The sequence below is a fragment of the Acinetobacter sp. BHS4 genome (genome assembly GCF_018454425.1).
Lineage (GTDB): Bacteria > Pseudomonadota > Gammaproteobacteria > Pseudomonadales > Moraxellaceae > Acinetobacter > Acinetobacter pittii.
In genome coordinates this window covers 1,408,339-1,429,374 of record NZ_CP075323.1, presented here as the reverse complement: position 1 = coordinate 1,429,374, position 21,036 = coordinate 1,408,339, and the positions used below count along the sequence as shown (strand labels likewise).

Here is a 21,036-nt window from a genome sequence, read left to right as displayed (position 1 = left end):
CTATTCTCTTGAACTATCAAGCCATTGCGCTAGCTAAACAAACTACCCCACTTATTCCTAAAAGAATCCCCAAAATAGTAGGCCATTTTAATTTTTCTTTATATAAAATCACTCCGCTTAAAATTCCCAATAACACAACAAGAATATTCATGCTCGCAAAAACAATAGCAGGAGAATCTTTTAAAAGAATATGAGCTTTTACATATAAAGCAATATTTGAAAAATTGAGTATTCCCAATATTAATCCAGCTATCGTACTTTTAAACTGCCACTTTTGAGTCCTCTGTAGCAATAAATAAGAAATCGACAATATAAAAGCAGTAATAAAAATAAGATTTAAAGTGAGTGCAAACTGCAGACCTAAACTACTTGTATATTTCAAGAGAATATCTACTGCTGCATAACCACACCATACACTTAAAAGAGCAAAAATCGCTTTTCGAGATTGGTGATTTGCTGAAGAATTGATTTGCCCAAATAATACGAGTAAGACCGCAGAAATCCCTAGGCCTACACCCCACAGTTTTAAGGTATTAAATTGTTCATGAAAAAAGAAATATGCCGCAAGTAAGGAAAGAACAACTGAAAGACGCTGTGCAAGTTCGGTTCTCACAATTCCTGCATACTCTAATGATTTAGCAAGACATAAAAAAATACTAGGTAAAATTATTCCTAAAGCAAAGATTAACCACCAAGGCGTATGTTGTATTGAAACATGTTGAATATCAGGCTGAAACCACCAAAAACAAAGAAGACTTGCGCTTGCATAGTTCCATGCAATCATTTGTAGTGGTTGATAACCTTTTCTCTTTAAATTTTTTAATAGGATAGATACCAAGACGCTGCTAAAAGCAGCAGCTAATATTAATAGCATTCATTAAAGCCCTATTTATTTAAATAAAATTAGTCATCATGGCAAATTATTCTCCATGACCAGTTAAATATTCTGAATCAACTTTTAAATACACATAAAAAAACCAGTCATTGTCTGACTGGTTTTTTTTAAGATTTCAATTAACGATTATTTTCGTCGTCTTGACCATCTTCAAATTTAGAATCGTTGTCAAAACCACCTTGATGACCACCGAAACCACCTTGACCACCGAAGCCGCCTTGACCACCGAAGCCACCTTGACCACCGAAGCCACCTTGACCACCGAAGCCACCTTGACCACCGAAGCCACCTTGAGCGCCACCGAAGCCGCCTTGAGCGCCACCGAAGCCACCGCCTTGACCGCCGCCAAAGCCGCTACCTTGACCACCAAAACCGCCTTGAGTGCCGCCTTGTGCTGGGAAGCCTGTACCTTGAGCGCCTGCTGGACGTGGATTACGTGCTGGAACAACAGTTGAAATTGCGTGTTTGTAAACCATTTGACTTACAGTATTTTTTAATAAAACAACATATTGGTCAAAAGATTCAATATGACCCTGTAATTTAATACCGTTCACAAGGAAAATAGAAACAGGGATACGTTCTTTACGGAGAGAATTTAAGAACGGATCTTGTAAAGTTTGACCTTTAGACATTTTTAACTCCAAAAAAAATTTTTAAATCAGCGCAAAAAAACTATCTTTATTTTTCAACTAAAAATTATAAAAAGACAGTGTGCAAATTTTGCTTTATCCATAAGAGTTTCGCAAGTCTTCTTTCGCCTGCTTTATCGTCAAGTAAGTTTTAAAATCGTGTATTTCTTGCAAAGAACGTAACCACGTATATTGACGTTTGGCAAGTTGTCGTGTTGCAAATAAAGCTTTATCCTCCATTTCACGTTTACTTTTGAGACTTAGATCACTTTTTAATAGAAATTCTAGTGCTTGTCGATAACCCACCGAACGCATTGAGGGTAAATTTTCATCTAAATCGTATTTTTCAATTAGAGCTTCAACTTCACTCAAAAAACCGATATCCCACATTTTGCTTAATCTTTGCTCAATGCGTTGATGTAATTCTACCCGATCTGGAAGTAAAGCGTAGTTATGAAATATGTATCGATATGGTACGTTTTTTGGTTGTTCTGCCTGCAATTTAGTAATTGGTTCACCCGTAATTTTATAAACTTCCAGTGCCCGAATAATTCTTTGCTTATCAGTTACATTAAACTTTATAGCGGCAGCAGGGTCTACAGAAACCAACTCATCATAAACTGCCTGCCATCCTTCGTTTAGAGCTTTTTCTTCAATTGCAGCTCGAACTTCAGCATTAGCACTTGGTAAATTACCAGATAACCCTTCTAACAATGCCTTGAAATATAACATTGTCCCTCCTACTAAAATAGGAGTTTTGCCACGTGAATGCATTTCATCAATCAATTTACATGCATCTTCAACAAACTGAGCAGCTGAATAGACTTCCAGAGGAGTAATAATATCAATCAAATAATGAGGATAGAGTTCTTGCTCTTCACGAGTTGGTTTAGCCGTGCCAATATCCATATCTTTATATACGAGTGCAGAATCAACAGAAATTAGCTCAAAATTTCCACGCTCGTATAATTCACATGCCAAAGCGGTTTTCCCGCTCGCAGTTGGTCCCATTAAATTGATGACGGGCAATTGATGTGACATGTAAAACTACTCTCCTCGAGCAAATAATTTATCTAATTGAGATAATGGGAATGCACGCCAAGTTGGCCGCCCATGGTTACATTGGCTCGCAAATTCGGTTTGTTCCATTTGACGAAGTAAAGCATTCATTTCTGAAAGACTAAGTTGTCGATGTGCACGTACGGCTCCATGACATGCCATTCCAGCGAGTAACTCATCTCTTTTTTGAAGTAATCCTTGTGCTTCATCATTTGGATCTAAATCATTCAAAAGCTCTGGAATAAGATTTTCAAAATCAGCTTTTTGTAATATGGCAGGCACACCCCGAACGATAACTTGCTCATCACCATATAAATCAATTTCCAGACCTAAGCGCTCGAGCTGAGGTTTTAACTCCTCTACCCTAACGGCTTGCATACGGCTAATGGAAATCACCTTAGGTATAAGCAATTGCTGAGATGTCCAAAATTCAGGTTTATCCCAAGCATTTTTCATTTGCTGTAATAAAATACGTTCATGTGCCGCATGCATATCAACAATAATAAGCCCTTCGGTATTCTGCGCTAAAATATAAATTCCATGCAGTTGAGCAATTGCGATACCTAATGGAAATTCATCTACTTTAGCAACTGGCTCAACATCCTCATTTACCGAAAAATTAGTAGGTTGGTCACGAAGTGGGGCTAAATAAGTTTTTAAAGCATTATTTAATTGAGCAGAACCACTATATTTTGGTGTTTGATCTGCATAGTAAACAGCTTGCGGACGACTAGCGTTAAAATCGGTTAATAATTCTGTCGGTGCAGGCTGAGTTCGTGCTTCACTGTCTGAATTTAAAGTTTCATTTGCACGGTGCAATGAAAATTGTTCTTGATATTTGGGCTGAGATTGTACTGAATAATCTGAGCTTTCATCCGCTTTCATCGCTTGAGCTAGATCAGCACTCGCTGTCTGAAATTGTGCGAGAGTTTCTTTTGCATAATGTCTTACAAACTCATGCACTTCTCTTTGATTTAAAAATCGAATCTCATGTTTAGTCGGATGAACATTGACATCAATATTTTCAGGATCGACTTCTAAAAAAAGTAAATAAGATGAATGTTGATGACCATGTAAAATACCGTCATAGGCCATGCGTAGCGCATGCGAAATCGTTTTATCTTTTACAATACGACCATTTACATAGACATATTGCATATCAGCCTGTGCACGTGCATCTGAAGGATGACCAAGCCAACCTGATAAACGCATGCTAATACTTTCAGCATCGATCCAATATGCATTTTGAACAAATTGTGAGCCTAATAATTGCTGAACTCGTTGAAAACGTAGCTCTCCGCTATCCGCTATAGGTAAATTAATTCTTATATTATCATTATGTTCAAGCACAAAACGTATATCGAAATGCGTTAGGGCCAGACGGCGAACAATCTCTTCAATATGACCAAATTCTGTAGTTGGTTTTTTTAAGAATTTACGGCGTGCAGGAACATTAAAAAATAAATCCTGAACACGTATATGGGTGCCCTTTTGAGCAGCAACTGCTTGTACTTCTTGATGATCAAATGCTGTTCCATTTACTTCAACTTGATGACCAATACCACTTTCATCTTGGCTACTGGTCAAAGTCAATCTTGAAACCGCAGCAATCGAAGCTAAGGCTTCTCCACGGAACCCCAAACTCACAATCGCATGTAAATCTTCAGCAGTTTTAATCTTACTTGTGGCATGACGCATGACAGCAAGCGCTAAATCATCTGGATGAATACCATGCCCATTATCAATGATTTCGATTAAAGTCGAACCACCTTGAGCAATCCGTACAATCAGCTCAGTTGCACCCGCATCAATTGAGTTTTCTAATAATTCTTTGACCACAGAAGAAGGTCGCTCAATCACCTCACCTGCTGCAATCTGGTTCGCTAACGCTGCGTCTAATGTATGAATACGACGTTGTGTTAGCTTTTCATCAGTCATGAAGCTGTTCCTGCAAAGTCTGGTACAAATTTTCTGTTGGTAAAGTTAAGGTTACTAAACGAGTCAACTCATCATCTGACTTTTGAATGTCAATGATGATATCGGCTTGTGGAATTTCATCACCACCTTTAGAGGGCCATTCAAATAAAAATAACGCATCTGTGATATCTAAATAATCACGGATTCCCATTAATTCAAGTTCATACGGGTCATTTAAACGATATAAGTCAAAATGAAAAATTTCCTTATCATTAATTTTATATGGTTCAACGAGCGTATAAGTTGGGCTTTTAACAGAACCTTTATGGCCCAAAGCTTGCAAGAAATAACGCGTAAGTGTGGTTTTACCCGCACCTAAGTCCCCAATTAAATAAATTACACCCGACTGAACATGCTGCGCCAAAGCTCGAGCTAGACGCTCAGTATCTTCTTCATGATTTAAGACCAATTTCAATGAATACGACATAGCACACATAACATGATTCAAAATAATCGATATGATAACATTGCCCTGCCTTAAAAGCCTACTTAAGCCCTAGAAGTTGGCTTTTTTTATATCAATTTTCTTAAATATTCACACTTTCTTATGTCTAGTCCAAACGAATTCCTGCCACCCATGATTGATGGAGTAAGTGCGAGTCAAGTCTATCTTCCTGTACAAACAGATGCTCAAACGATTTATGAGTATCTCTGTGGTCACTTTCCACATATTAAAACTGAAGAATGGGAACAAAGATTTCAGGACGGCCTTATATATGCAGCAAATGGGGATAAATTAACTTTAACCAGTCCGTATGTCGGCAACACCCATATTTTTTATTATCGCTTTCTTGCATATGAACCACATGTACCTTTTGAGCATCACATTTTATTTGAAAATGATGATTTACTGGTGGTCGATAAACCACATTTTTTAACAATTAGCCCGACAGGACAATATGTTCAAGAAACTCTTTTAGTACGGCTAAAAAAACAAACAGGCAATGAATTTTTAACCCCCATTCATCGCTTAGACCGCGAAACCGCGGGTATTGTTCTATTTTGCAAGCGGGTTGAGTCGCGTGGTATTTATCAACAATTATTTGCAGAGCGCCGAGTCAATAAAATTTATCACGCTATTGCAGCTTATAGAAAAGATTTAAATTTTCCTCAAACCTTATATTTGCATTTAGATAAAGGTCTTCCTTTTTACACGATGCAGGTTATAGAAAATGCGAAAGCCAATACCCAGACTGATATTGAGCTTATCGAGCACAACCAGATTTGGGCAAAATATCGCTTAACTCCTACAACGGGGAAACAGCACCAACTTCGAGTGCATCTTAATTACTTAGAAATTCCGATTAAAAATGATCCATTTTATCCAGTAGTTCAGCACAAAGCTGAAGATGACTTCTCGGAACCATTACAGCTTCTGGCTAAGCATATTTCATTTATAGACCCCCTCACAAAAGAGGGAATGTCTTTTAATTCCGAGTTTGAATTGACATTGTAATGTAACCGTAATGACAAAAAGATTATTTTTTATGCCGAAAAGCATTGAAATTACATTGCGATGGTTTAAAATAAATTCCTAAAAATTAAAATCATTTGGTTTTGTTATTCATGCGAAAAACAGAAGTTTATCAGGTTCGACTTGATTCCCAAGAAAAAAAGCAGGCTTTTGCTGTTTTTAAACAACTGGGAATTACCCCTGCCCAAGCGGTACGACTTTTTTTTAAACAGGTCGTATTAACTAAATCTATTCCTTTTGCGATTGAAAATCAGAATATTAATATGGAACAATTATTAAAACTGAGAAAAGCAAAAGCATCTTCATTAAACCAAAACTCATCAACTATAGCTGAAGATGATGACCATGAAGATCTATTTGAAGAACTTAATGCACTTCTTGGTGAAAGCGACAAAACTTAACACTGTTGCATTTATAAACAAGTTTTAACGTCAAAAAGCTCTTTTTTTCGTTATGCTCTCTTTGTAAAAACATAATGATAAGTTACAAGGAGTGCCAAATGATCGTTAGACGAGCGACTTTTGAAGACTTAGAGCAACTCGCCGTTTTATTTGATGAATATCGCCAATTTTATGGGGCCTCTTCTAATTTTAATGAATCCCTTCACTTCCTAAAACAACGTTTTGAGAATAGAGAAAGTGTGTTCTTCATTCATATTAAAGACGATAAAATTACGGGTTTTATTTTACTCTATTTAGGTTTTTCTTCAGTTGCTTGTTCCACTTACTATATTTTAGATGATGTCTATGTTACGCCCGTTTTTCGTCGTCAAGGTTCTGCTAAACAGCTAATCGATACAGCAATCTTATTTGCAAAGCAAGAGAATGCTTTGCGGATTAGTTTGGAAACTCAAAGTAACAATCATGAATCTCATCGTTTATATAAACAAATGGGATTTATTCGAGATAGTGAGTTCCAAACCTTCCATTGTTTTCTCAAATGATATTTTGAGCGAGCTGTTTTTGTTGTTCAGATAAATAAACCCATTCTCCATCTTCAAGTTCAGGTAAAACCAATTGTCCTACTTGATGGCGATGCAATGCTTCTACTTTATTTCCTACAGCTGCAATCATTCTTTTGACTTGATGATAAACACCTTGATGAATCGTCATGGTTAATTGATGCGTTTCTAATATCGCTACATCCGTTGCAGCGAAAACACCTTTTTCCTGATGTAGGCTTACACCTTGGCTCAGCATTTCAATTTGCTCTGGTGTAACCGGATCTATAGTCGTAACATGATAAACCTTTGGAACATGCTTACGGGGATGAGTTAAAGCTTGAAGATATTTACCGTCATCAGTAAGTAGAAGTAAGCCTGTTGTATCTTGATCTAGACGGCCAATGGCTTGCACACCACGTTGAATCATAATTTCGGGTAAAAGGCTAAATACGCTTTGATGATGGTGAGGTTGGTGTGAACATTCAAAACCTTTCGGTTTCTTTAACGCAAGGTAAACTTTTTCTCGATATTGATAAGTTTCCCCAAAAAGAGAAAATTCTAAATTTTCTGGAGAGAATTGCTTTTTAAGGTCACTTACAACCTCTCCATCAATACTTACAGATCCGTTTTTTATTAACTGCTGACAATATTTACGAGAACCAAACCCTTGTGATTGTAAAATTTTTTCCAGCAGCATGAAGTTTTCTCATTAGAACTAAGCTGTTATTTTAACGTAGTTTCCATTTTTTACTAAACACTACTCGCTACTGTTTTCATCTACTTGAACTAGTTCGCACCCTTACTCTTCAACGACTCGATAAATATTTTCGTTCTGTTCGCTTTCAAATAATAATTCTGTAGTAGGCAAAATAATTTCATTATCAACAATAATATGCTCAATTCGTTGGCTTAGTTTTAAAGATTCATTTTCATGTTTCACTAAATTTTTCTTTAGTTGTGCTTTTGCATCATGAATCTTATCAAACTGATCTTTGATCTTGATATCTATAATGTCCATAAAAATATCCCGTACTCATGAGTAATGACTATTTTTATATCATAATTTTTAAACGCTATAATTTTTAACTTGTTAATTTATATAACATTGTGTCCAAGCGTAACTAAAAATTAAAACTCCTTATCATTGAGAGATATACACTCAATTTTTAATTAAGAAGAGCCGAAATCAGCTGTATCTTTTAAAGCTTTCACATTCCAACTCTTAAATATTATACAATTCCATTTATTTATAATGCCCTCCGCTCACCATGCTTGCCCAATTTGATGTTAATTTAGTTGTTCTACTCGTTCTGCTTGTCTGCGGCTTATTAAGTCAAAATGCAGCTGTAACTATTGCAGCAGGTGTGTTGATTGTCGTTAAAATCACACCATTAAATGAGTTTTTCCCTTATATTCAAGCTCATGGTCTTAATTTAGGAATTCTTATTTTAACCATTGGCGTACTCACTCCAATTGCCAGTGGGAAACTCAGTGGTGAGAGTATTTTAAAATCCTTTATTAGCGTTAAGTCGCTTATGGCTATCGCAATTGGCCTATTAGTCGCCTGGCTAGGTGGTCGCGGCGTAAAACTAATGTCGAGCCAACCTGACGTAGTTGCAGGTTTACTGATTGGTACAGTTGCTGGTGTCGCTTTACTCCGTGGTGTACCAGTCGGTCCTCTAATTGCGGCAGGATTACTCTCTTTATTCATTGGCAAATAAAAATCAACATGAAAAAGGTGCAATAAAGCACCTTTTTAACACTTAGGCTAAATGATTTTTTAGCCAGAATAATAAGCGTTTCGCTTTAAAGAGAACTTTTCTAACTGCTTTAAAAAGCCTTCAAAATAACTTTTCTCTTTTTCTTCAGTTCGATAGCCCGCATATAAAGTTCGTCTTAAACCTGTAGGAGAAACACAATCTAAACGACGACTAGTAACCCATCCCTTTTGTTCATACTCATTCACTACCCAATCAGGTAAAGCAGCAATACCTCGTCCACTTGCAACGAGTTGAATAAGCATTTGGGTTAAATCAGTTGTCCGTATTTGTTTAGGCTGAATATTCGCGGGGATGAAAAGTTTAGACATAATATCTAAACGATGCTTATCAACTGGATAAGTAATTAAAACTTCTTCGGCCAATTCTTGAACTGTAATATTTTCAGCCCGCACCAAAGGATGAGTATTTGATAAGACTAACCGTGACTCATATTCAAAAATCGGAAAATACTCAATTCCTTTTAACGCGATTGGGTCAGCTGTAATCAATAAATCAAATTCCGCATTTTGTAAGAGTTCATGTGGATTAGCTTCAAATCCCGAAGCAAAGTCTAAATCGACGTCAGGATATTGCTGGCGATACTGATTTAATAAAGGCATTAACCAGTCAAAACAACTATGACATTCCGATGAAAAAATAATTCTACCTGTCTGCCCATGCACAATACGTGTGATATCACTATGTGTAATCTGGATTTGTGGCAAAACATCATCAGCCAATTTTAATAAGCGCTGTCCGACATTAGAAAAACTAACAGGTCTACTTCGACGATTAACAACTTCTACCCCATACCAATGATCTAATTCTTTTAATTGATGGGAAATAGCAGATGGCGTTAAACAAAGGTCATTAGCTGCTGAAACTAATGAACCATGCTCGCGTAAAGCAACTAGAGTTTTAAGGTGGCGTATTTCTAACATGGGCCCAAGCCTAAAAAACAGATTTATCTATAAATGGATAAAGCTCATCTTTGCTTTTCCATAAAACTTTCGACAAATCTTTATTAATGAATTTTATTCAGTTTAACATAAAATTACTTAGTTTGTCTCAACATGAATTTTATTTCATTATCTTTTACTTGCGATGAATTTTTGTTTCCTCTGAAACTAAAGTGAAATTAAACGTTTTAATGAAGTTTTTTTAATGAGTAAGAATATGAAAACTAAAAATAGGCCTAATAAAGACCTATTTTTTAAAACACTAAAAACTATTGCGCTAAAACATTTAAGCTAATAATCGTATAGCTCTGATCTTTAGGTTTTAATTTCAAATTTAGAGGAGCTGTTACTTCTACTAGGTACTCTCCAACTTTTGGAAACGTAAGTTCGACTTGACCGTTGCCTCCCGCCTTAAACTGCTGCGCTTGCTTGTTAGTTGCACCCTTTTCTCTTAAATTCACTTCAGCATAAGCTAAAGGTTGTCCTTTTTCAGTTATGGTTAATTTAACAGGTTGAGCAGTTTTAATCTGGTTTGGATGTACAGAGAAACTAACTTTAATCGGTATATTCGGAAGCTGAATATCTGAAACTTTTCCTTTAGAAAGATAACTCTGCAATATCCACTCACGTGTTACTTGTTCTGTTTTAATTGTTTTTGTTTTAAGGTCAGTCGGAATCAAATATTCACGTTCTGCTTTCGGCGGAGCTTTATCAGCTGGCATATCAAAAAATAAATGCCATGCTTTTTGGTCATATACATATTTCAAAGGATAATTTGCCTGAGTTTGAACAATGTATGTGCCTTCTTCAGGTAGATCTACATCAAAAACAGTAGCAGACTTATTCAGGGCTTCTGAATTGACGGTTTTAAGCTCATTTTTAGGTGTAATTACAGTAAGCTTAGCATCCTTTAAAGCATATTCACTATTTAATGCTTCTTCCGCATAACCAGCAATTACGGGTACTTGAGTCTGTTCAGTTTTATAAGCTACAGGAGCTACATAAGGTTCGTGAGCAAAGCCTGTTGTAGATATCAATGCAAGTGACATCATTAGAAATCTATTCATTATTACAAAATCCTACTATACGCAAAGTTAAAAATTTCAGACAAAATATAAGCGGATACAGTATACACAAATAAAAATAATTCTTATTATCATTAATAAATTTAATTTTATACAAAAAAAAGACCCGAAGGTCTTTCCTTATTTAATTTGATTTTATTGCTGCTTCATCTTTGGAAATGTTTGCTCGAAATCAATTAGCTTATAGCTTTTTACTAAATCATCTGGTCCGTAAGATACTTCGTATGAAGTTTCTTTACCATTAAAATATGCTTCTGTCGGAGTCCCAAATACTTCCCAAAGGCCGATTGAAGCCACATCTGCTACACCATGACCAAAAGCTCTGCCGACTTTCACCCACTTTGAATAACCTTGTTGAAAAGTATAGATCTCAACGCGTGTTCCATCCCGGTATTCTGAAAGTACAGGCGCACCAAACTCGGCAATCACATAATTACGAGAACTGCCTGGATTTAGAACATTTAAATTTTTTTTACTTGGTTGATTACCCGCCATAAATACTGCGCAACCAGACATAGATAACATGGCCATACCCATAAGGCAGGTAATAAATAATTTTCTCACGTTTTAGCATCTCTATTTTTAGATATTTATACAAATTGTTGTAATGCTTAAAGTATTACGCGGTAATCATATATAATTTTTAAAAGTTTTTCGATGAATTAATCTATATAAAATTTAAATTTACTTCATTTGAATATGTAATCATTCCCTCAATATTTTAGTTTTTTATTATTCTGTTCTCTTTTCCCTTATACTTCTCTTTTTGTGTCTTCCTTTAACTTATTATGGCGTCCCCGCAATCTCCTCTTTCCACACCTCAACATTACTCTCTCTTTTTAGCAATTTTCTCACTCGCTGTAGGTGGTTTTTGTATTGGAACCACTGAATTCGTCGCAATGGGACTGATTCAGGAAATTGCAAATAATTTAAATATTACAGTACCTGAAGCTGGCCACTTTATTAGTGCCTACGCATTGGGTGTAGTTATTGGTGCTCCTATCATCGCTATTCTTGGAGCAAAGATACCTAGAAAAACTTTATTGCTCGGCTTAATGCTGTTTTATGGTGTTGCGAATGCCTGTACTGCTTTAGCTCATACACCTGAAACTGTTTTAGTCTCACGTTTCATTGCAGGTCTACCACACGGGGCATATTTTGGAGTCGGCGCATTAGTTGCAGCTGAACTAGCGGGTCCATCAAGAAGAGCTTCTGCGGTTGCCCAAATGATGATGGGCCTTACAGTAGCAACTGTAATTGGTGTTCCTCTAGCAACTTGGTTAGGCCAAAACTTTGGTTGGAGAGCAGGTTTTGAGTTTTCAGCAACTATTGCATTCGTCACTTTAATTGCTGTTGGCTTCTTTGTACCCAATATCCCAGTTCAAGCTACTGCCAGTATAAAAACTGAATTAGCTGGCCTTAAAAATATCAACATGTGGTTAACACTAGCAGTGGGTGCAATCGGTTTTGGAGGCATGTTTTCAGTTTATAGCTATGTCTCACCAATTTTGACTGAATACACACAAGTTAATATCCAAATCGTCCCTATCGCTTTAGCTATCTGGGGTATAGGTATGGTTATTGGTGGTTTAGCAGCAGGATGGCTTGCAGATAAGAATCTCAACAAAACTATAGTGGGTGTATTAATTAGCTCAGCTATCGCTTTTGTTGTCGCTAGTTTTTTAATGAGTAGTATCTATACTGCCATCGCATCTTTATTTTTAATTGGTCTCACGGTAATGGGGTTAGGCGGAGCATTACAGACTCGTCTAATGGATGTCGCAGGTGATGCCCAAACTTTAGCTGCCTCACTCAACCACTCTGCATTTAATATGGCCAATGCATTAGGTGCATTTTTAGGGGGCTGGGTACTCAGTCACCAAATGGGTTGGATCGCTCCAATCTGGGTAGGTTTTGTTTTAAGCCTTGGCGGTCTGGTTATTTTACTTATCGCATTTGCAGTAGAAAAAGCCAGCAAAAAAGCTTAATTAAAGAAAAGGCTAACTTATTACTTCTAATCAGTTAGCTTTCCACCACAGTGTGGGCAATAACATTTTTTCTCTCGGACGGACTCTTCTTCCTCTAATACTTTTTCACGCATAATTTGAATAATCAGGTTATGCGCTTGCTCTTTTGGCAATCCTACTTTTTGACGGACCCGCTCAATTTCAACTTCATCATGTAAAATATCAATACCTCGTGCTTGAAGTAGCTCACGAAACTCTTGCTCTAGTCTCTGATTCCGTTGATTAAGCTCATTTGCAAGTCCAGACGCCAAAATACCAGCAGGCAATGCTGCAATACCCACACCTAAAATAGTAATAAGCGCCCCTAATAACTTTCCTAGGCTAGTTACAGGAGTGACATCGCCATACCCCACTGTAGTTAAGGTAACCACAGCCCACCACATAGATTGAGGTATTGAACTAAAAGCTTCTGGCTGAGCCTTGTTTTCAACCACATAAATTCCAGAAGCAGTCATAATAATCATGATAATTAAAATAAAGATAACTGCTTGAAAAGATCCCTTCTCACGTTTAATCACACATAACAATATTTGTAGTGAGACGAAATAGCGCGTTAATTTTAATAAACGAAGTAAACGTAAAATCCGAAGCATACGAAGATCGATTCGTACAAAGAAATTCAGGTAAGCTGGCAAAATTGCCATCAAATCAATAATTGCTTCTCCACTTTTCATCCAATTCAAGCGAGTTTTCCATGCGGATTGCGTCGTATCTCGATCTGCAACACTCCACAACCTTAATAAATACTCAATACTAAAAATTACGATTGAAACATTCTCAAAGTAATCAAACCAAATACGATAATTTGAGTACAAATCATTTACTGTTTCCAATAAAACAGCAGCGACGTTACCAATAATTAAAATAACTAAAAAATAATTAATACATCTACTTACGGTAGTTTCATAGTCATGATTATGAAGATTATTATAGAAAAACTTACGCAATCCCTTCAACGCTGAATTTTGCATATTGATCTGACCACTTGATATTGAAGATATAGTAAGCTCTCGCTGCCTATTCACCAATACGGTCTTTAATAAGTTTTCCTTAACACGCTTCGGTAATTAAAATTTTATATTTTTCTACTTCAGCTCGCCGCTACACATCGGAATTCATTTTCTTTCCACCACATCACATCATAGATTCCCGGATGTGATTTTAAGATAATATTTATATAATTTTGAAGCACCATAATATGATGGGTAATATCAATTTTTCGAAATAAAAACTTTCTTAAAATAGGTGTATTCGGTGAAATAAAAATTGCGTATCCATTTCTATATTCTTCATAGACACTTATTCCAAGATACATCGTTATTTCAGGCAATGGAATTTCAATTTGCCATCCCCAATTTTCACTATATAGTTCAACATTTAAATGATATCTATTTTTCAATATACTAAAAATATATTGCGCGATGTCTTCAGTTTTTTGAACTAAAATTCCTCCTTCGTTGGAGTGTATTTTTTGTTCATATAGTTGATAATCATCAAATTTAAATTCAACTATTGTCTTTAGCATTCTCAAATTCCCTATATAAAATACCCATATTTTTTTTAATTATTTTTAAGTTCGTTTAATTATTTTAAAACAAAAAACCTGTTAATTACTACTACTATATTCAATTTTATATATATCAAATTTTAAAATGATATATTTAACGTTTTTTAAATAAACTCATGACTCATTTCACGCTTTCAATAAAATCAACAACTCAGAAAGACCAATTTTTATCCAAAATTACATCTAAGTTATTTTATTTAATAATTTTTTACACCTGTTACACCTTAATCTAGATATATAATTTATTTTTTGATCTTTAATATTTTCTAAAAATTAGTATTAGAATATATTAATTTATTTAGATATCTTTATAGCTTTTTTTAAAATTAACCATACTAAGTACTATTTATTAGACTGATATCTATACAGAAAATTTATCATTCTGACATCCATTTCAGAGTTAAAAGTTCAGCAAAACTTAATAATTTAGGTTTAAATTAAGAAATATTTAACTTAAAAGAATGACGTTTTCATAGAAATGAAAGCTAGTACTTATTGCTTGTGATTTTTTGAATTCTTGAATCATTTAATCGATAATAGAACTTTAATACTTATGTCTTTAGCGATTTACTCATAAAGAACTTTAATTTTTAATCATACGAAAACAAGGGGAAATTACATGGGATTTAAAGCCCTCCCTACACTTATTTCTTTATTTATTACATTGTTAATCTGGTTCGTGATTCCTGTACCAAGTGGTGTTGATCCTGATGCTTGGCATTTGTTAGCGATGTTTGTTGGTGTAATTGCCGCAATCATCGGTAAAGCGATGCCAATTGGTGCCATTGCCATTATTGCAATAACTTTAGTCGCTATTACTGGCGTGACTAACACGAGCCCAAGCGGCGCAATTCAAGATGCCCTTAGTAGCTTTGCTAACCCACTCATCTGGTTGATTGGTATTTCAATCATGATCTCTAAAGGTTTGCAAAAAACTGGATTGGGTGCAAGGTTAGGCTATTTATTTATAGCAGTTTGGGGCAAGAAAACCATTGGGATTGGCTATAGCATGGTACTTTCAGAACTCATTCTCGCCCCTGTAACTCCAAGTAATACGGCTCGTGGTGGCGGAATAATTCATCCGATTGTACTGGCAATTTCTACTAGTTATGATTCTGATCCTGCTAAAGGTACCGAAGGTCGGATGGGAAAATATCTGTCATTGGTTAACTACCAAGCCAACCCGATTACCTCTGCGATGTTTATTACGGCAACTGCCCCTAACCCATTAGTCGTTGATTTAGTGGCAAAGGCGACCAATAGTGAAATTTCATTAAGTTGGAGTACTTGGGCATTGGCCATGTTATTGCCTGGTTTGATTGCCCTAATCATTATGCCTTTGATTATGTATTTGATGTATCCACCCGAAGTCAAAGAAACGCCTAATGCAGCTCAGTTTGCTAAAACTAAATTAAAAGAAATGGGCCCAGTCAGTAAAAATGAAATCATCATGCTTGGTGTATTCGGTATTTTATTGATGCTATGGGCAGGGATTCCCGCCATGATTTTTGGCTCTGCTTGGGCTGTTGACCCAACGACGACTGCCTTTATTGGTCTAGGATTATTGCTACTTACAGGTGTACTCACTTGGGATGATATTCTTACGCAAAAAAATGCGTGGGATACGATTACTTGGTTCGCTGCATTAGTCATGATGGCGACTTATTTAAATAAGCTCGGTTTAATCACGTGGTTCTCGAGTGTTTTAGAAACCAGTATTGGTCATTTAGGGCTAAGCTGGATGCCTGCCTGTTTATTGTTAATGCTTGCCTATTTGTATGCACATTATATGTTTGCTAGTACCACGGCACATATTACCGCCATGTTTGCAGCCTTTTATACGGCAGGACTTGCTCTTGGTGCGCCGCCCATGCTCTTTGCTTTAATGATGGCAGCAGCTTCAAGCATTATGATGACCTTAACCCATTATGCGACTGGCACTTCCCCTGTTGTGTTTGGCTCAGGCTACACCACACTTGGTGAATGGTGGAAAGCTGGCTTTGTCATGAGCGTGGTTAATATCATCATCTTTGTGGTGATTGGCGGACTTTGGTGGAAAGTGTTAGGTTATTGGTAGTATTGTTTTAGTTTTAAAAAGCCCCTTATGATGGGGCTTTTTTATATATTTACTTTAAAAAGTACTAAATTACATCTGCTTAATTAATCGGGCTTGATATCATAAACCCAATTTCGTGCTTGTTGGTCTGTTGTCGTTTCGCAGACGTAGTAATCTTGATCCCATGAGTCTGGATGGAAAATTTCCTTTTTGTAATAGGTTACGTGTTTGTTATTTTCAACACAAACAAAGCTGTCCCCTTGGTCTTTAACCGCTGAACCATTAAGAAATCCACCAATACATAAGAAACGCGATTGTTTAGACATTATTTTTTGATAATATAGTTACTTTAGTAGCAACTATCATATATCAAGTAAATTCCTTTCGATCCAATTAACTAAACACATTCTGAGCTGTTGCTGAAATAAAATAAATTCCTTGAGCATTTCAACAAAAACAGTATCCGTATGCATTTCTAGATTTACCTCATATTCATTATATATATACTCACCAGCATGAAAATGCTTAGATCTTACAGAATAATAATAATCGCATAGTTTCTTATTATAATTATCAGCTAAATATCTCTTCATAAAGTCAGAGTATGATATTTTCTCAATATTCGCCAAACATTCAATAGAACACACTAAATAAGAAACAAATAAAGTAGGTGACCTTCCCCCCAAAGACAATGCTGTATTATACAACTTACAACTTTTTAAAAAACCTTCATATTTCCCACAGTTTAAAAAGTAATTTTCAAATTTATTAGGAATCTTGTTTCCATTTTCATTAAATGGTGCTTCCAAACTTATATTTTCTTCTAATAAATATTTTCTAGGATTAATCTTCGGTTTATCTCGATTAATAAATACTTCTTCTAACCTGTCATTATTCTGATTCTCTAAATTTGAAAAAAATAAATTTTCATTAGTAGATATTCTTTTATCATTGAGTACAAAAATCCCTTCATTACCAAAATCATTTAAATCATAATCCTCTTTTCTAAACATATCGTTCATATTATTACAAACCACTAAATTTAATTCAGGATCAAGCCACTCCCTTCCCATAAATAGGACTTCTATCTCTTTACCAAGATCTAATTCGCTTTTTATTTTTAATGTACTTATAAGACGCTCTGTACACCACTCCCTAAACCCATAATTTAACAACATTGATAAATATGACACCACCTCTCTACTATGTCGTAATGCTACTGATCTAGCCCTTTTTATATTAATTTCTTTTACAACCACATCAACATATAGCATTTTTTCAGATTGACCAAACCTATACTTATTTGACATATCAAAAAAATGTAGATAAGTTTTATACTTACAATTTAAAGAATATGTTCCCTTAAAACCCTCTCTATTCTGTGCTGAACACATATATGTAAAATATGTTCTTACTATATAATTTTTTTGTTTTTTAGATTCCTCACAATCTTCTGTATAAATTTTTGAAATCAATTCTAATAAGAACATTTTCAGATGTATTTCATTAATTGACTTATCTATTCTTTCATCAAATTCAACTCTCCATTTCAGCGTAAATTTTTCTTTATCAACCAAAATAGTCAATAAAATATCAACTCTTTTTTCATTTAAAACATCTGATAATGTATATATATATTCTTTCGTTGAGCCATTCAATTTATTTGAATTAACGAAAGCAGTCTTATATTTACTCTTTAACACTCCATCCAAGATAGAAGAAATATCGGTATTAAATATTCGCTTTTTAGTATCTTCATAAACCAACATATAATTACTCAAAAGAATAAGGGCTGATTAATCAGCCCTTATTCTAGCTTTTTGCTCAAGCAAATCATAGATTTGCTCTTGCGCTAGGGAAAAGCCTTTCGGCTTTTCTTGATCCTAGCTCATTAAGTCAATTGAGCAGCTTGGATTTTCTTAGTATCAACTTGATCAGCTTCTTTAGTATATTCGCTCATCTTGTCGAAGTTTAAGTATTTGTAGATGTCAGCAGAAGCGCTGTCGATTTGCGACGCGTACTGTTGATATTCTTCTGGGCTTGGTAATTTACCAAGAACCGCAGCTACAGATGCAAGCTCAGCAGACGCTAAGTAAACGTTTGCACCTTGACCTAAACGGTTCGGGAAGTTACGAGTAGAAGTCGATACACAAGTTGTGTTCGGCGCTACACGTGCTTGGTTACCCATACATAATGAACAGCCCGGCATCTCTGTACGTGCACCAGCACGGCCATAGATGTTATACAAGCCTTCTTCCATTAATTGGTGCTCGTCCATACGAGTTGGTGGAGCCAACCATAAACGAGTAGACAATGAACCACCAGGTACTTTGTCAAGTAACTGACCAGCTGCACGGAAGTGACCGATGTTAGTCATACAAGAACCGATGAATACTTCATCAATCTTGTCGCCTTGAACGTCAGAAAGAAGTTTCGCGTCATCTGGATCGTTCGGGCAGCAAAGAATTGGTTCTTTGATGTCAGCTAGATCGATTTCGTAAACTTTTAAGTATTCAGCATCAGCATCAGCTTTTAACAAGCTTGGGTTATCTAACCACTTCTGCATGTTTTCAGCACGACGAGCAAGTGTGCGTGCATCGCCATAACCTTCTGCGATCATCCACTTCAACATAGTGATGTTAGAACGTAGGTATTCAGCAACTTTCTCTTCAGAAAGTGTGATTGAACAGCCTGCAGCTGAACGTTCAGCAGAAGCATCAGAAAGTTCGAATGCTTGCTCAACAGTCAAGTCATTTTCCATTTCTGATAAATCGATCTCGAGGATACGACCAGAGAAGATGTTTTTCTTACCTTTCTTCTCTACAGTTAAATCACCCGCTTGAATTGCGTAGTAAGGAATTGCATGTACAAGGTCACGTAAAGTGATACCAGGTTGCATTTTACCTTTGAACTTAACAAGTACAGATTCAGGCATATCAAGTGGCATAACACCAGTTGCTGCTGCGAATGCAACAAGACCAGAACCCGCTGGGAATGAAATACCGATTGGGAAACGAGTATGTGAGTCACCACCAGTACCTACTGTATCTGGAAGTAACATACGGTTTAACCAAGAGTGGATAATACCGTCACCTGGACGTAAAGATACACCACCACGGTTCATGATGAAGTCAGGTAATGTATGGTGAGTTGTTACATCAACTGGTTTTGGATACGCAGCAGTGTGACAGAAAGACTGCATCACTAAGTCAGATGAGAAGCCCAAGCACGCTAAGTCTTTTAACTCGTCACGAGTCATTGGACCTGTCGTATCTTGAGAACCAACTGTAGTCATTTTAGGTTCACAGTAAGTTCCTGGACGGATACCTTGGCCTTCTGGTAAACCACATGCGCGGCCAACCATTTTTTGAGCTTGAGTGAAACCTTTGCCAGTGTCAGCAGGTTGTACTGGAGTACGGAATAATGTAGAAGGTGCAAGACCTAATTCTTCACGTGCTTTAGCAGTTAAACCACGGCCAATGATCAAGTTAATACGACCACCAGCACGTACTTCGTCTAAAAGTACTGGAGTTTTAAGATCTGCTTCAGAGATTTGTACACCATCTTTAAAAGCAGTTACTTTTGCAGCAGCATGGTCAATTTTCAATACTACTTCGTCGCCCATGTTCATGTTAGCAACGTCGATTTCTACAGGTAATGCACCTGCATCTTCCATAGTATTGAAGAAAATTGGAGCAATCTTAGAACCTAAGCACACACCACCGTCTTTTTTGTTTGGAATGTGTGGAAGTTCATCACCAAAGAACCAAAGAACAGAGTTAGTTGCAGATTTACGGCTTGAACCTGTACCAACAACGTCACCTACGTAAGCAACTTGATTGCCTTTCGCGATAAGTTCTTTAATTTGGCTTAATGGACCAACTTCACCTGGTTTTTCAGGGTTGATACCATCACGCTCGTTTTTCAACATTGCATTTGCGTGTAATGGAATGTCTGGACGGCTCCAAGCATCTTGAGCTGGAGACAAGTCATCAGTGTTTGTTTCACCAGTTACTTTGAACACAGTGATTTTGATTTCTTCTGGAACGTCAGGACGGCTAGTGAACCATTCTGCTTCAGCCCAAGATTGTAAAACAGCTTTAGCAGCTTCATTACCAGCTTTTGCTTTATCTGCTACATCATGGAATGCATCAAATACAAGAAGAGTTTTCTTTAATGCTTCAGCAGCTAAACCTGCAAGTTCAGCATTGTCAAGAAGTTCAACAAGTGGTGCTACGTTATAACCACCTAGCATAGTACCAAGTAAGTAAACTGCACGTTCTTTAGAAACGAGTGGTGAAGTTGCTTCGCCTTTTGCAATCGCTGCCAAGAATGCTGCCTTTACGTAAGCTGCTTGGTCAACACCTGCAGGAACACGGTTTTCAAGCAAATCTACCAAGAACGCTTCTTCGCCTGCTGGTGGATTTTTTAATAGTTCAACAAGCTGAGCTGTTTGAGCGTCATCAAGTGGCTTCGGTGGGACTCCGAGTGCGGCACGTTCTTCAACGTGTTGGCGGTAAGCTTCTAGCACGGTGTTCATTCCTCTTTTTTTGAAAAATTACTTGCAAATTCCAGCTTTCTTAAAAGCTTCACAAGTAATATGGA

21 protein-coding genes are annotated in these 21,036 nt (G+C 36.5%); 6 read left to right on the top strand and 15 right to left on the bottom strand.

The genetic code is table 11. The features are described 5' to 3' along the window. Positions 1 to 16 precede the first annotated feature (16 nt). The 5 genes from KIP84_RS06770 to tsaE form a co-directional block, all read right to left on the bottom strand. Positions 17 to 874 carry a DMT family transporter gene (locus KIP84_RS06770; protein ID WP_032004751.1) on the bottom strand — a complete coding sequence of 286 codons (858 nt, stop codon included), beginning with the start codon at positions 872 to 874 and terminating at the stop codon, positions 17 to 19. 140 nt (positions 875 to 1,014) lie between these two features. Continuing rightward, positions 1,015 to 1,527, bottom strand: coding sequence for an RNA chaperone Hfq (hfq, locus tag KIP84_RS06765; protein WP_002122267.1), 513 nt, complete (start codon positions 1,525 to 1,527; stop codon positions 1,015 to 1,017). Positions 1,528 to 1,620: 93 nt separating this feature from the next. Further along, positions 1,621 to 2,565, bottom strand: coding sequence for a tRNA (adenosine(37)-N6)-dimethylallyltransferase MiaA (gene miaA, locus KIP84_RS06760; RefSeq protein ID WP_213689566.1), 945 nt, complete (start codon positions 2,563 to 2,565; stop codon positions 1,621 to 1,623). A gap of 6 nt (positions 2,566 to 2,571) precedes the next feature. Next, positions 2,572 to 4,521 carry a DNA mismatch repair endonuclease MutL gene (gene mutL / locus KIP84_RS06755; RefSeq protein WP_213689565.1) on the bottom strand — a complete coding sequence of 650 codons (1,950 nt, stop codon included), beginning with the start codon at positions 4,519 to 4,521 and terminating at the stop codon, positions 2,572 to 2,574. Continuing rightward, positions 4,514 to 4,987 carry a tRNA (adenosine(37)-N6)-threonylcarbamoyltransferase complex ATPase subunit type 1 TsaE gene (gene tsaE, locus KIP84_RS06750; RefSeq protein ID WP_005068599.1) on the bottom strand — a complete coding sequence of 158 codons (474 nt, stop codon included), beginning with the start codon at positions 4,985 to 4,987 and terminating at the stop codon, positions 4,514 to 4,516. The genes mutL and tsaE overlap by 8 nt, the downstream gene beginning before the upstream one ends. A 120-nt stretch (positions 4,988 to 5,107) precedes the next feature. Between tsaE and KIP84_RS06745 the strand changes: the two genes are divergently transcribed. The 3 genes from KIP84_RS06745 (at position 5,108) to KIP84_RS06735 (ending at position 6,977) form a co-directional block, all read left to right on the top strand. Next, complete coding sequence (locus tag KIP84_RS06745; RefSeq protein ID WP_213689564.1) at positions 5,108 to 6,016, top strand: pseudouridine synthase; 909 nt, start codon at positions 5,108 to 5,110, stop codon at positions 6,014 to 6,016. A 110-nt stretch (positions 6,017 to 6,126) separates the two neighbouring features. Further along, the gene (locus KIP84_RS06740; RefSeq protein WP_005068595.1) at positions 6,127 to 6,435 is read left to right on the top strand and encodes a type II toxin-antitoxin system RelB/DinJ family antitoxin; all 309 of its coding nucleotides are present in this window, start codon (positions 6,127 to 6,129) and stop codon (positions 6,433 to 6,435) included. A gap of 98 nt (positions 6,436 to 6,533) precedes the next feature. Further along, entirely contained in the window at positions 6,534 to 6,977 is a 444-nt protein-coding gene (locus KIP84_RS06735; RefSeq protein WP_213689563.1) for a GNAT family N-acetyltransferase, read from the top strand. Here the strand turns inward: KIP84_RS06735 and KIP84_RS06730 are convergent. After that, complete coding sequence (locus tag KIP84_RS06730) at positions 6,970 to 7,674, bottom strand: 16S rRNA pseudouridine(516) synthase (RefSeq protein WP_032035478.1); 705 nt, start codon at positions 7,672 to 7,674, stop codon at positions 6,970 to 6,972. The two genes, KIP84_RS06735 and KIP84_RS06730, sit on opposite strands and share 8 nt — an antisense overlap. A gap of 102 nt (positions 7,675 to 7,776) precedes the next feature. After that, positions 7,777 to 7,995 carry a hypothetical protein gene (locus KIP84_RS06725; protein WP_213689562.1) on the bottom strand — a complete coding sequence of 73 codons (219 nt, stop codon included), beginning with the start codon at positions 7,993 to 7,995 and terminating at the stop codon, positions 7,777 to 7,779. A 250-nt stretch (positions 7,996 to 8,245) separates the two neighbouring features. Here KIP84_RS06725 and KIP84_RS06720 point away from each other — a divergent pair, with 250 nt between their 5' ends. Further along, positions 8,246 to 8,698, top strand: coding sequence for a DUF441 domain-containing protein (locus KIP84_RS06720; protein WP_002122149.1), 453 nt, complete (start codon positions 8,246 to 8,248; stop codon positions 8,696 to 8,698). 59 nt (positions 8,699 to 8,757) lie between these two features. On the opposite strand, the gene KIP84_RS06715 is transcribed toward KIP84_RS06720, so the two are convergent. The 3 genes from KIP84_RS06715 to KIP84_RS06705 all read right to left on the bottom strand — a co-directional run bounded on the left by KIP84_RS06715 (position 8,758) and on the right by KIP84_RS06705 (position 11,345). Beyond that, positions 8,758 to 9,678, bottom strand: a complete 921-nt coding sequence (locus tag KIP84_RS06715; protein ID WP_002122195.1) for a LysR family transcriptional regulator — start codon at positions 9,676 to 9,678, stop codon at positions 8,758 to 8,760. Positions 9,679 to 9,965: 287 nt separating this feature from the next. Continuing rightward, the gene (locus tag KIP84_RS06710; protein ID WP_213689561.1) at positions 9,966 to 10,763 is read right to left on the bottom strand and encodes a DUF4198 domain-containing protein; all 798 of its coding nucleotides are present in this window, start codon (positions 10,761 to 10,763) and stop codon (positions 9,966 to 9,968) included. 153 nt (positions 10,764 to 10,916) lie between these two features. Next, positions 10,917 to 11,345 (bottom strand): hypothetical protein, encoded by a 429-nt coding sequence (locus KIP84_RS06705; RefSeq protein ID WP_017398490.1) that lies wholly within the window; start codon positions 11,343 to 11,345, stop codon positions 10,917 to 10,919. Between the two features lie 224 nt (positions 11,346 to 11,569). Here KIP84_RS06705 and KIP84_RS06700 point away from each other — a divergent pair, with 224 nt between their 5' ends. Continuing rightward, positions 11,570 to 12,769, top strand: coding sequence for an MFS transporter (locus KIP84_RS06700; protein ID WP_213689560.1), 1,200 nt, complete (start codon positions 11,570 to 11,572; stop codon positions 12,767 to 12,769). 26 nt (positions 12,770 to 12,795) lie between these two features. On the opposite strand, the gene KIP84_RS06695 is transcribed toward KIP84_RS06700, so the two are convergent. Next, positions 12,796 to 13,779 carry an ion transporter gene (locus KIP84_RS06695; protein ID WP_068562727.1) on the bottom strand — a complete coding sequence of 328 codons (984 nt, stop codon included), beginning with the start codon at positions 13,777 to 13,779 and terminating at the stop codon, positions 12,796 to 12,798. Positions 13,780 to 13,898: 119 nt separating this feature from the next. Beyond that, positions 13,899 to 14,333: a hypothetical protein gene (locus KIP84_RS06690; protein WP_068562726.1), complete on the bottom strand. Its 435-nt coding sequence runs from the start codon at positions 14,331 to 14,333 to the stop codon at positions 13,899 to 13,901. A 661-nt stretch (positions 14,334 to 14,994) separates the two neighbouring features. On the opposite strand from KIP84_RS06690, the gene KIP84_RS06685 reads away from it, so the two are divergent. Beyond that, complete coding sequence (locus KIP84_RS06685) at positions 14,995 to 16,452, top strand: DASS family sodium-coupled anion symporter (RefSeq protein ID WP_174725819.1); 1,458 nt, start codon at positions 14,995 to 14,997, stop codon at positions 16,450 to 16,452. An 83-nt stretch (positions 16,453 to 16,535) separates the two neighbouring features. On the opposite strand, the gene KIP84_RS06680 is transcribed toward KIP84_RS06685, so the two are convergent. The 3 genes from KIP84_RS06680 to KIP84_RS06670 form a co-directional block, all read right to left on the bottom strand. Then, complete coding sequence (locus KIP84_RS06680; RefSeq protein ID WP_151282965.1) at positions 16,536 to 16,757, bottom strand: hypothetical protein; 222 nt, start codon at positions 16,755 to 16,757, stop codon at positions 16,536 to 16,538. Between the two features lie 36 nt (positions 16,758 to 16,793). Then, on the bottom strand, positions 16,794 to 18,200 hold the full coding sequence (locus tag KIP84_RS06675) for a hypothetical protein (protein ID WP_213689559.1): 1,407 nt from the start codon (positions 18,198 to 18,200) through the stop codon (positions 16,794 to 16,796). Positions 18,201 to 18,322: 122 nt separating this feature from the next. Next, on the bottom strand, positions 18,323 to 20,962 hold the full coding sequence (locus KIP84_RS06670; RefSeq protein WP_005068571.1) for a bifunctional aconitate hydratase 2/2-methylisocitrate dehydratase: 2,640 nt from the start codon (positions 20,960 to 20,962) through the stop codon (positions 18,323 to 18,325). Positions 20,963 to 21,036: the final 74 nt, after the last annotated feature.

Bases quoted from the DNA above. Each gene is read 5' to 3' on its own strand.
- KIP84_RS06770 (WP_032004751.1), bottom strand. From the start codon at position 874: ATGCTATTAATATTAGCTGCTGCTTTTAGCAGCGTCTTGGTATCTATC.
- hfq (WP_002122267.1), bottom strand. From the start codon at position 1,527: ATGTCTAAAGGTCAAACTTTACAAGATCCGTTCTTAAATTCTCTCCGT.
- miaA (WP_213689566.1), bottom strand. From the start codon at position 2,565: ATGTCACATCAATTGCCCGTCATCAATTTAATGGGACCAACTGCGAGC.
- mutL (WP_213689565.1), bottom strand. From the start codon at position 4,521: ATGACTGATGAAAAGCTAACACAACGTCGTATTCATACATTAGACGCA.
- tsaE (WP_005068599.1), bottom strand. From the start codon at position 4,987: ATGTCGTATTCATTGAAATTGGTCTTAAATCATGAAGAAGATACTGAG.
- KIP84_RS06745 (WP_213689564.1), top strand. From the start codon at position 5,108: ATGTCTAGTCCAAACGAATTCCTGCCACCCATGATTGATGGAGTAAGT.
- KIP84_RS06740 (WP_005068595.1), top strand. From the start codon at position 6,127: ATGCGAAAAACAGAAGTTTATCAGGTTCGACTTGATTCCCAAGAAAAA.
- KIP84_RS06735 (WP_213689563.1), top strand. From the start codon at position 6,534: ATGATCGTTAGACGAGCGACTTTTGAAGACTTAGAGCAACTCGCCGTT.
- KIP84_RS06730 (WP_032035478.1), bottom strand. From the start codon at position 7,674: ATGCTGCTGGAAAAAATTTTACAATCACAAGGGTTTGGTTCTCGTAAA.
- KIP84_RS06725 (WP_213689562.1), bottom strand. From the start codon at position 7,995: ATGGACATTATAGATATCAAGATCAAAGATCAGTTTGATAAGATTCAT.
- KIP84_RS06720 (WP_002122149.1), top strand. From the start codon at position 8,246: ATGCTTGCCCAATTTGATGTTAATTTAGTTGTTCTACTCGTTCTGCTT.
- KIP84_RS06715 (WP_002122195.1), bottom strand. From the start codon at position 9,678: ATGTTAGAAATACGCCACCTTAAAACTCTAGTTGCTTTACGCGAGCAT.
- KIP84_RS06710 (WP_213689561.1), bottom strand. From the start codon at position 10,763: ATGAATAGATTTCTAATGATGTCACTTGCATTGATATCTACAACAGGC.
- KIP84_RS06700 (WP_213689560.1), top strand. From the start codon at position 11,570: ATGGCGTCCCCGCAATCTCCTCTTTCCACACCTCAACATTACTCTCTC.
- KIP84_RS06695 (WP_068562727.1), bottom strand. From the start codon at position 13,779: ATGCAAAATTCAGCGTTGAAGGGATTGCGTAAGTTTTTCTATAATAAT.
- KIP84_RS06690 (WP_068562726.1), bottom strand. From the start codon at position 14,333: ATGCTAAAGACAATAGTTGAATTTAAATTTGATGATTATCAACTATAT.
- KIP84_RS06685 (WP_174725819.1), top strand. From the start codon at position 14,995: ATGGGATTTAAAGCCCTCCCTACACTTATTTCTTTATTTATTACATTG.
- KIP84_RS06680 (WP_151282965.1), bottom strand. From the start codon at position 16,757: ATGTCTAAACAATCGCGTTTCTTATGTATTGGTGGATTTCTTAATGGT.
- KIP84_RS06675 (WP_213689559.1), bottom strand. From the start codon at position 18,200: ATGTTGGTTTATGAAGATACTAAAAAGCGAATATTTAATACCGATATT.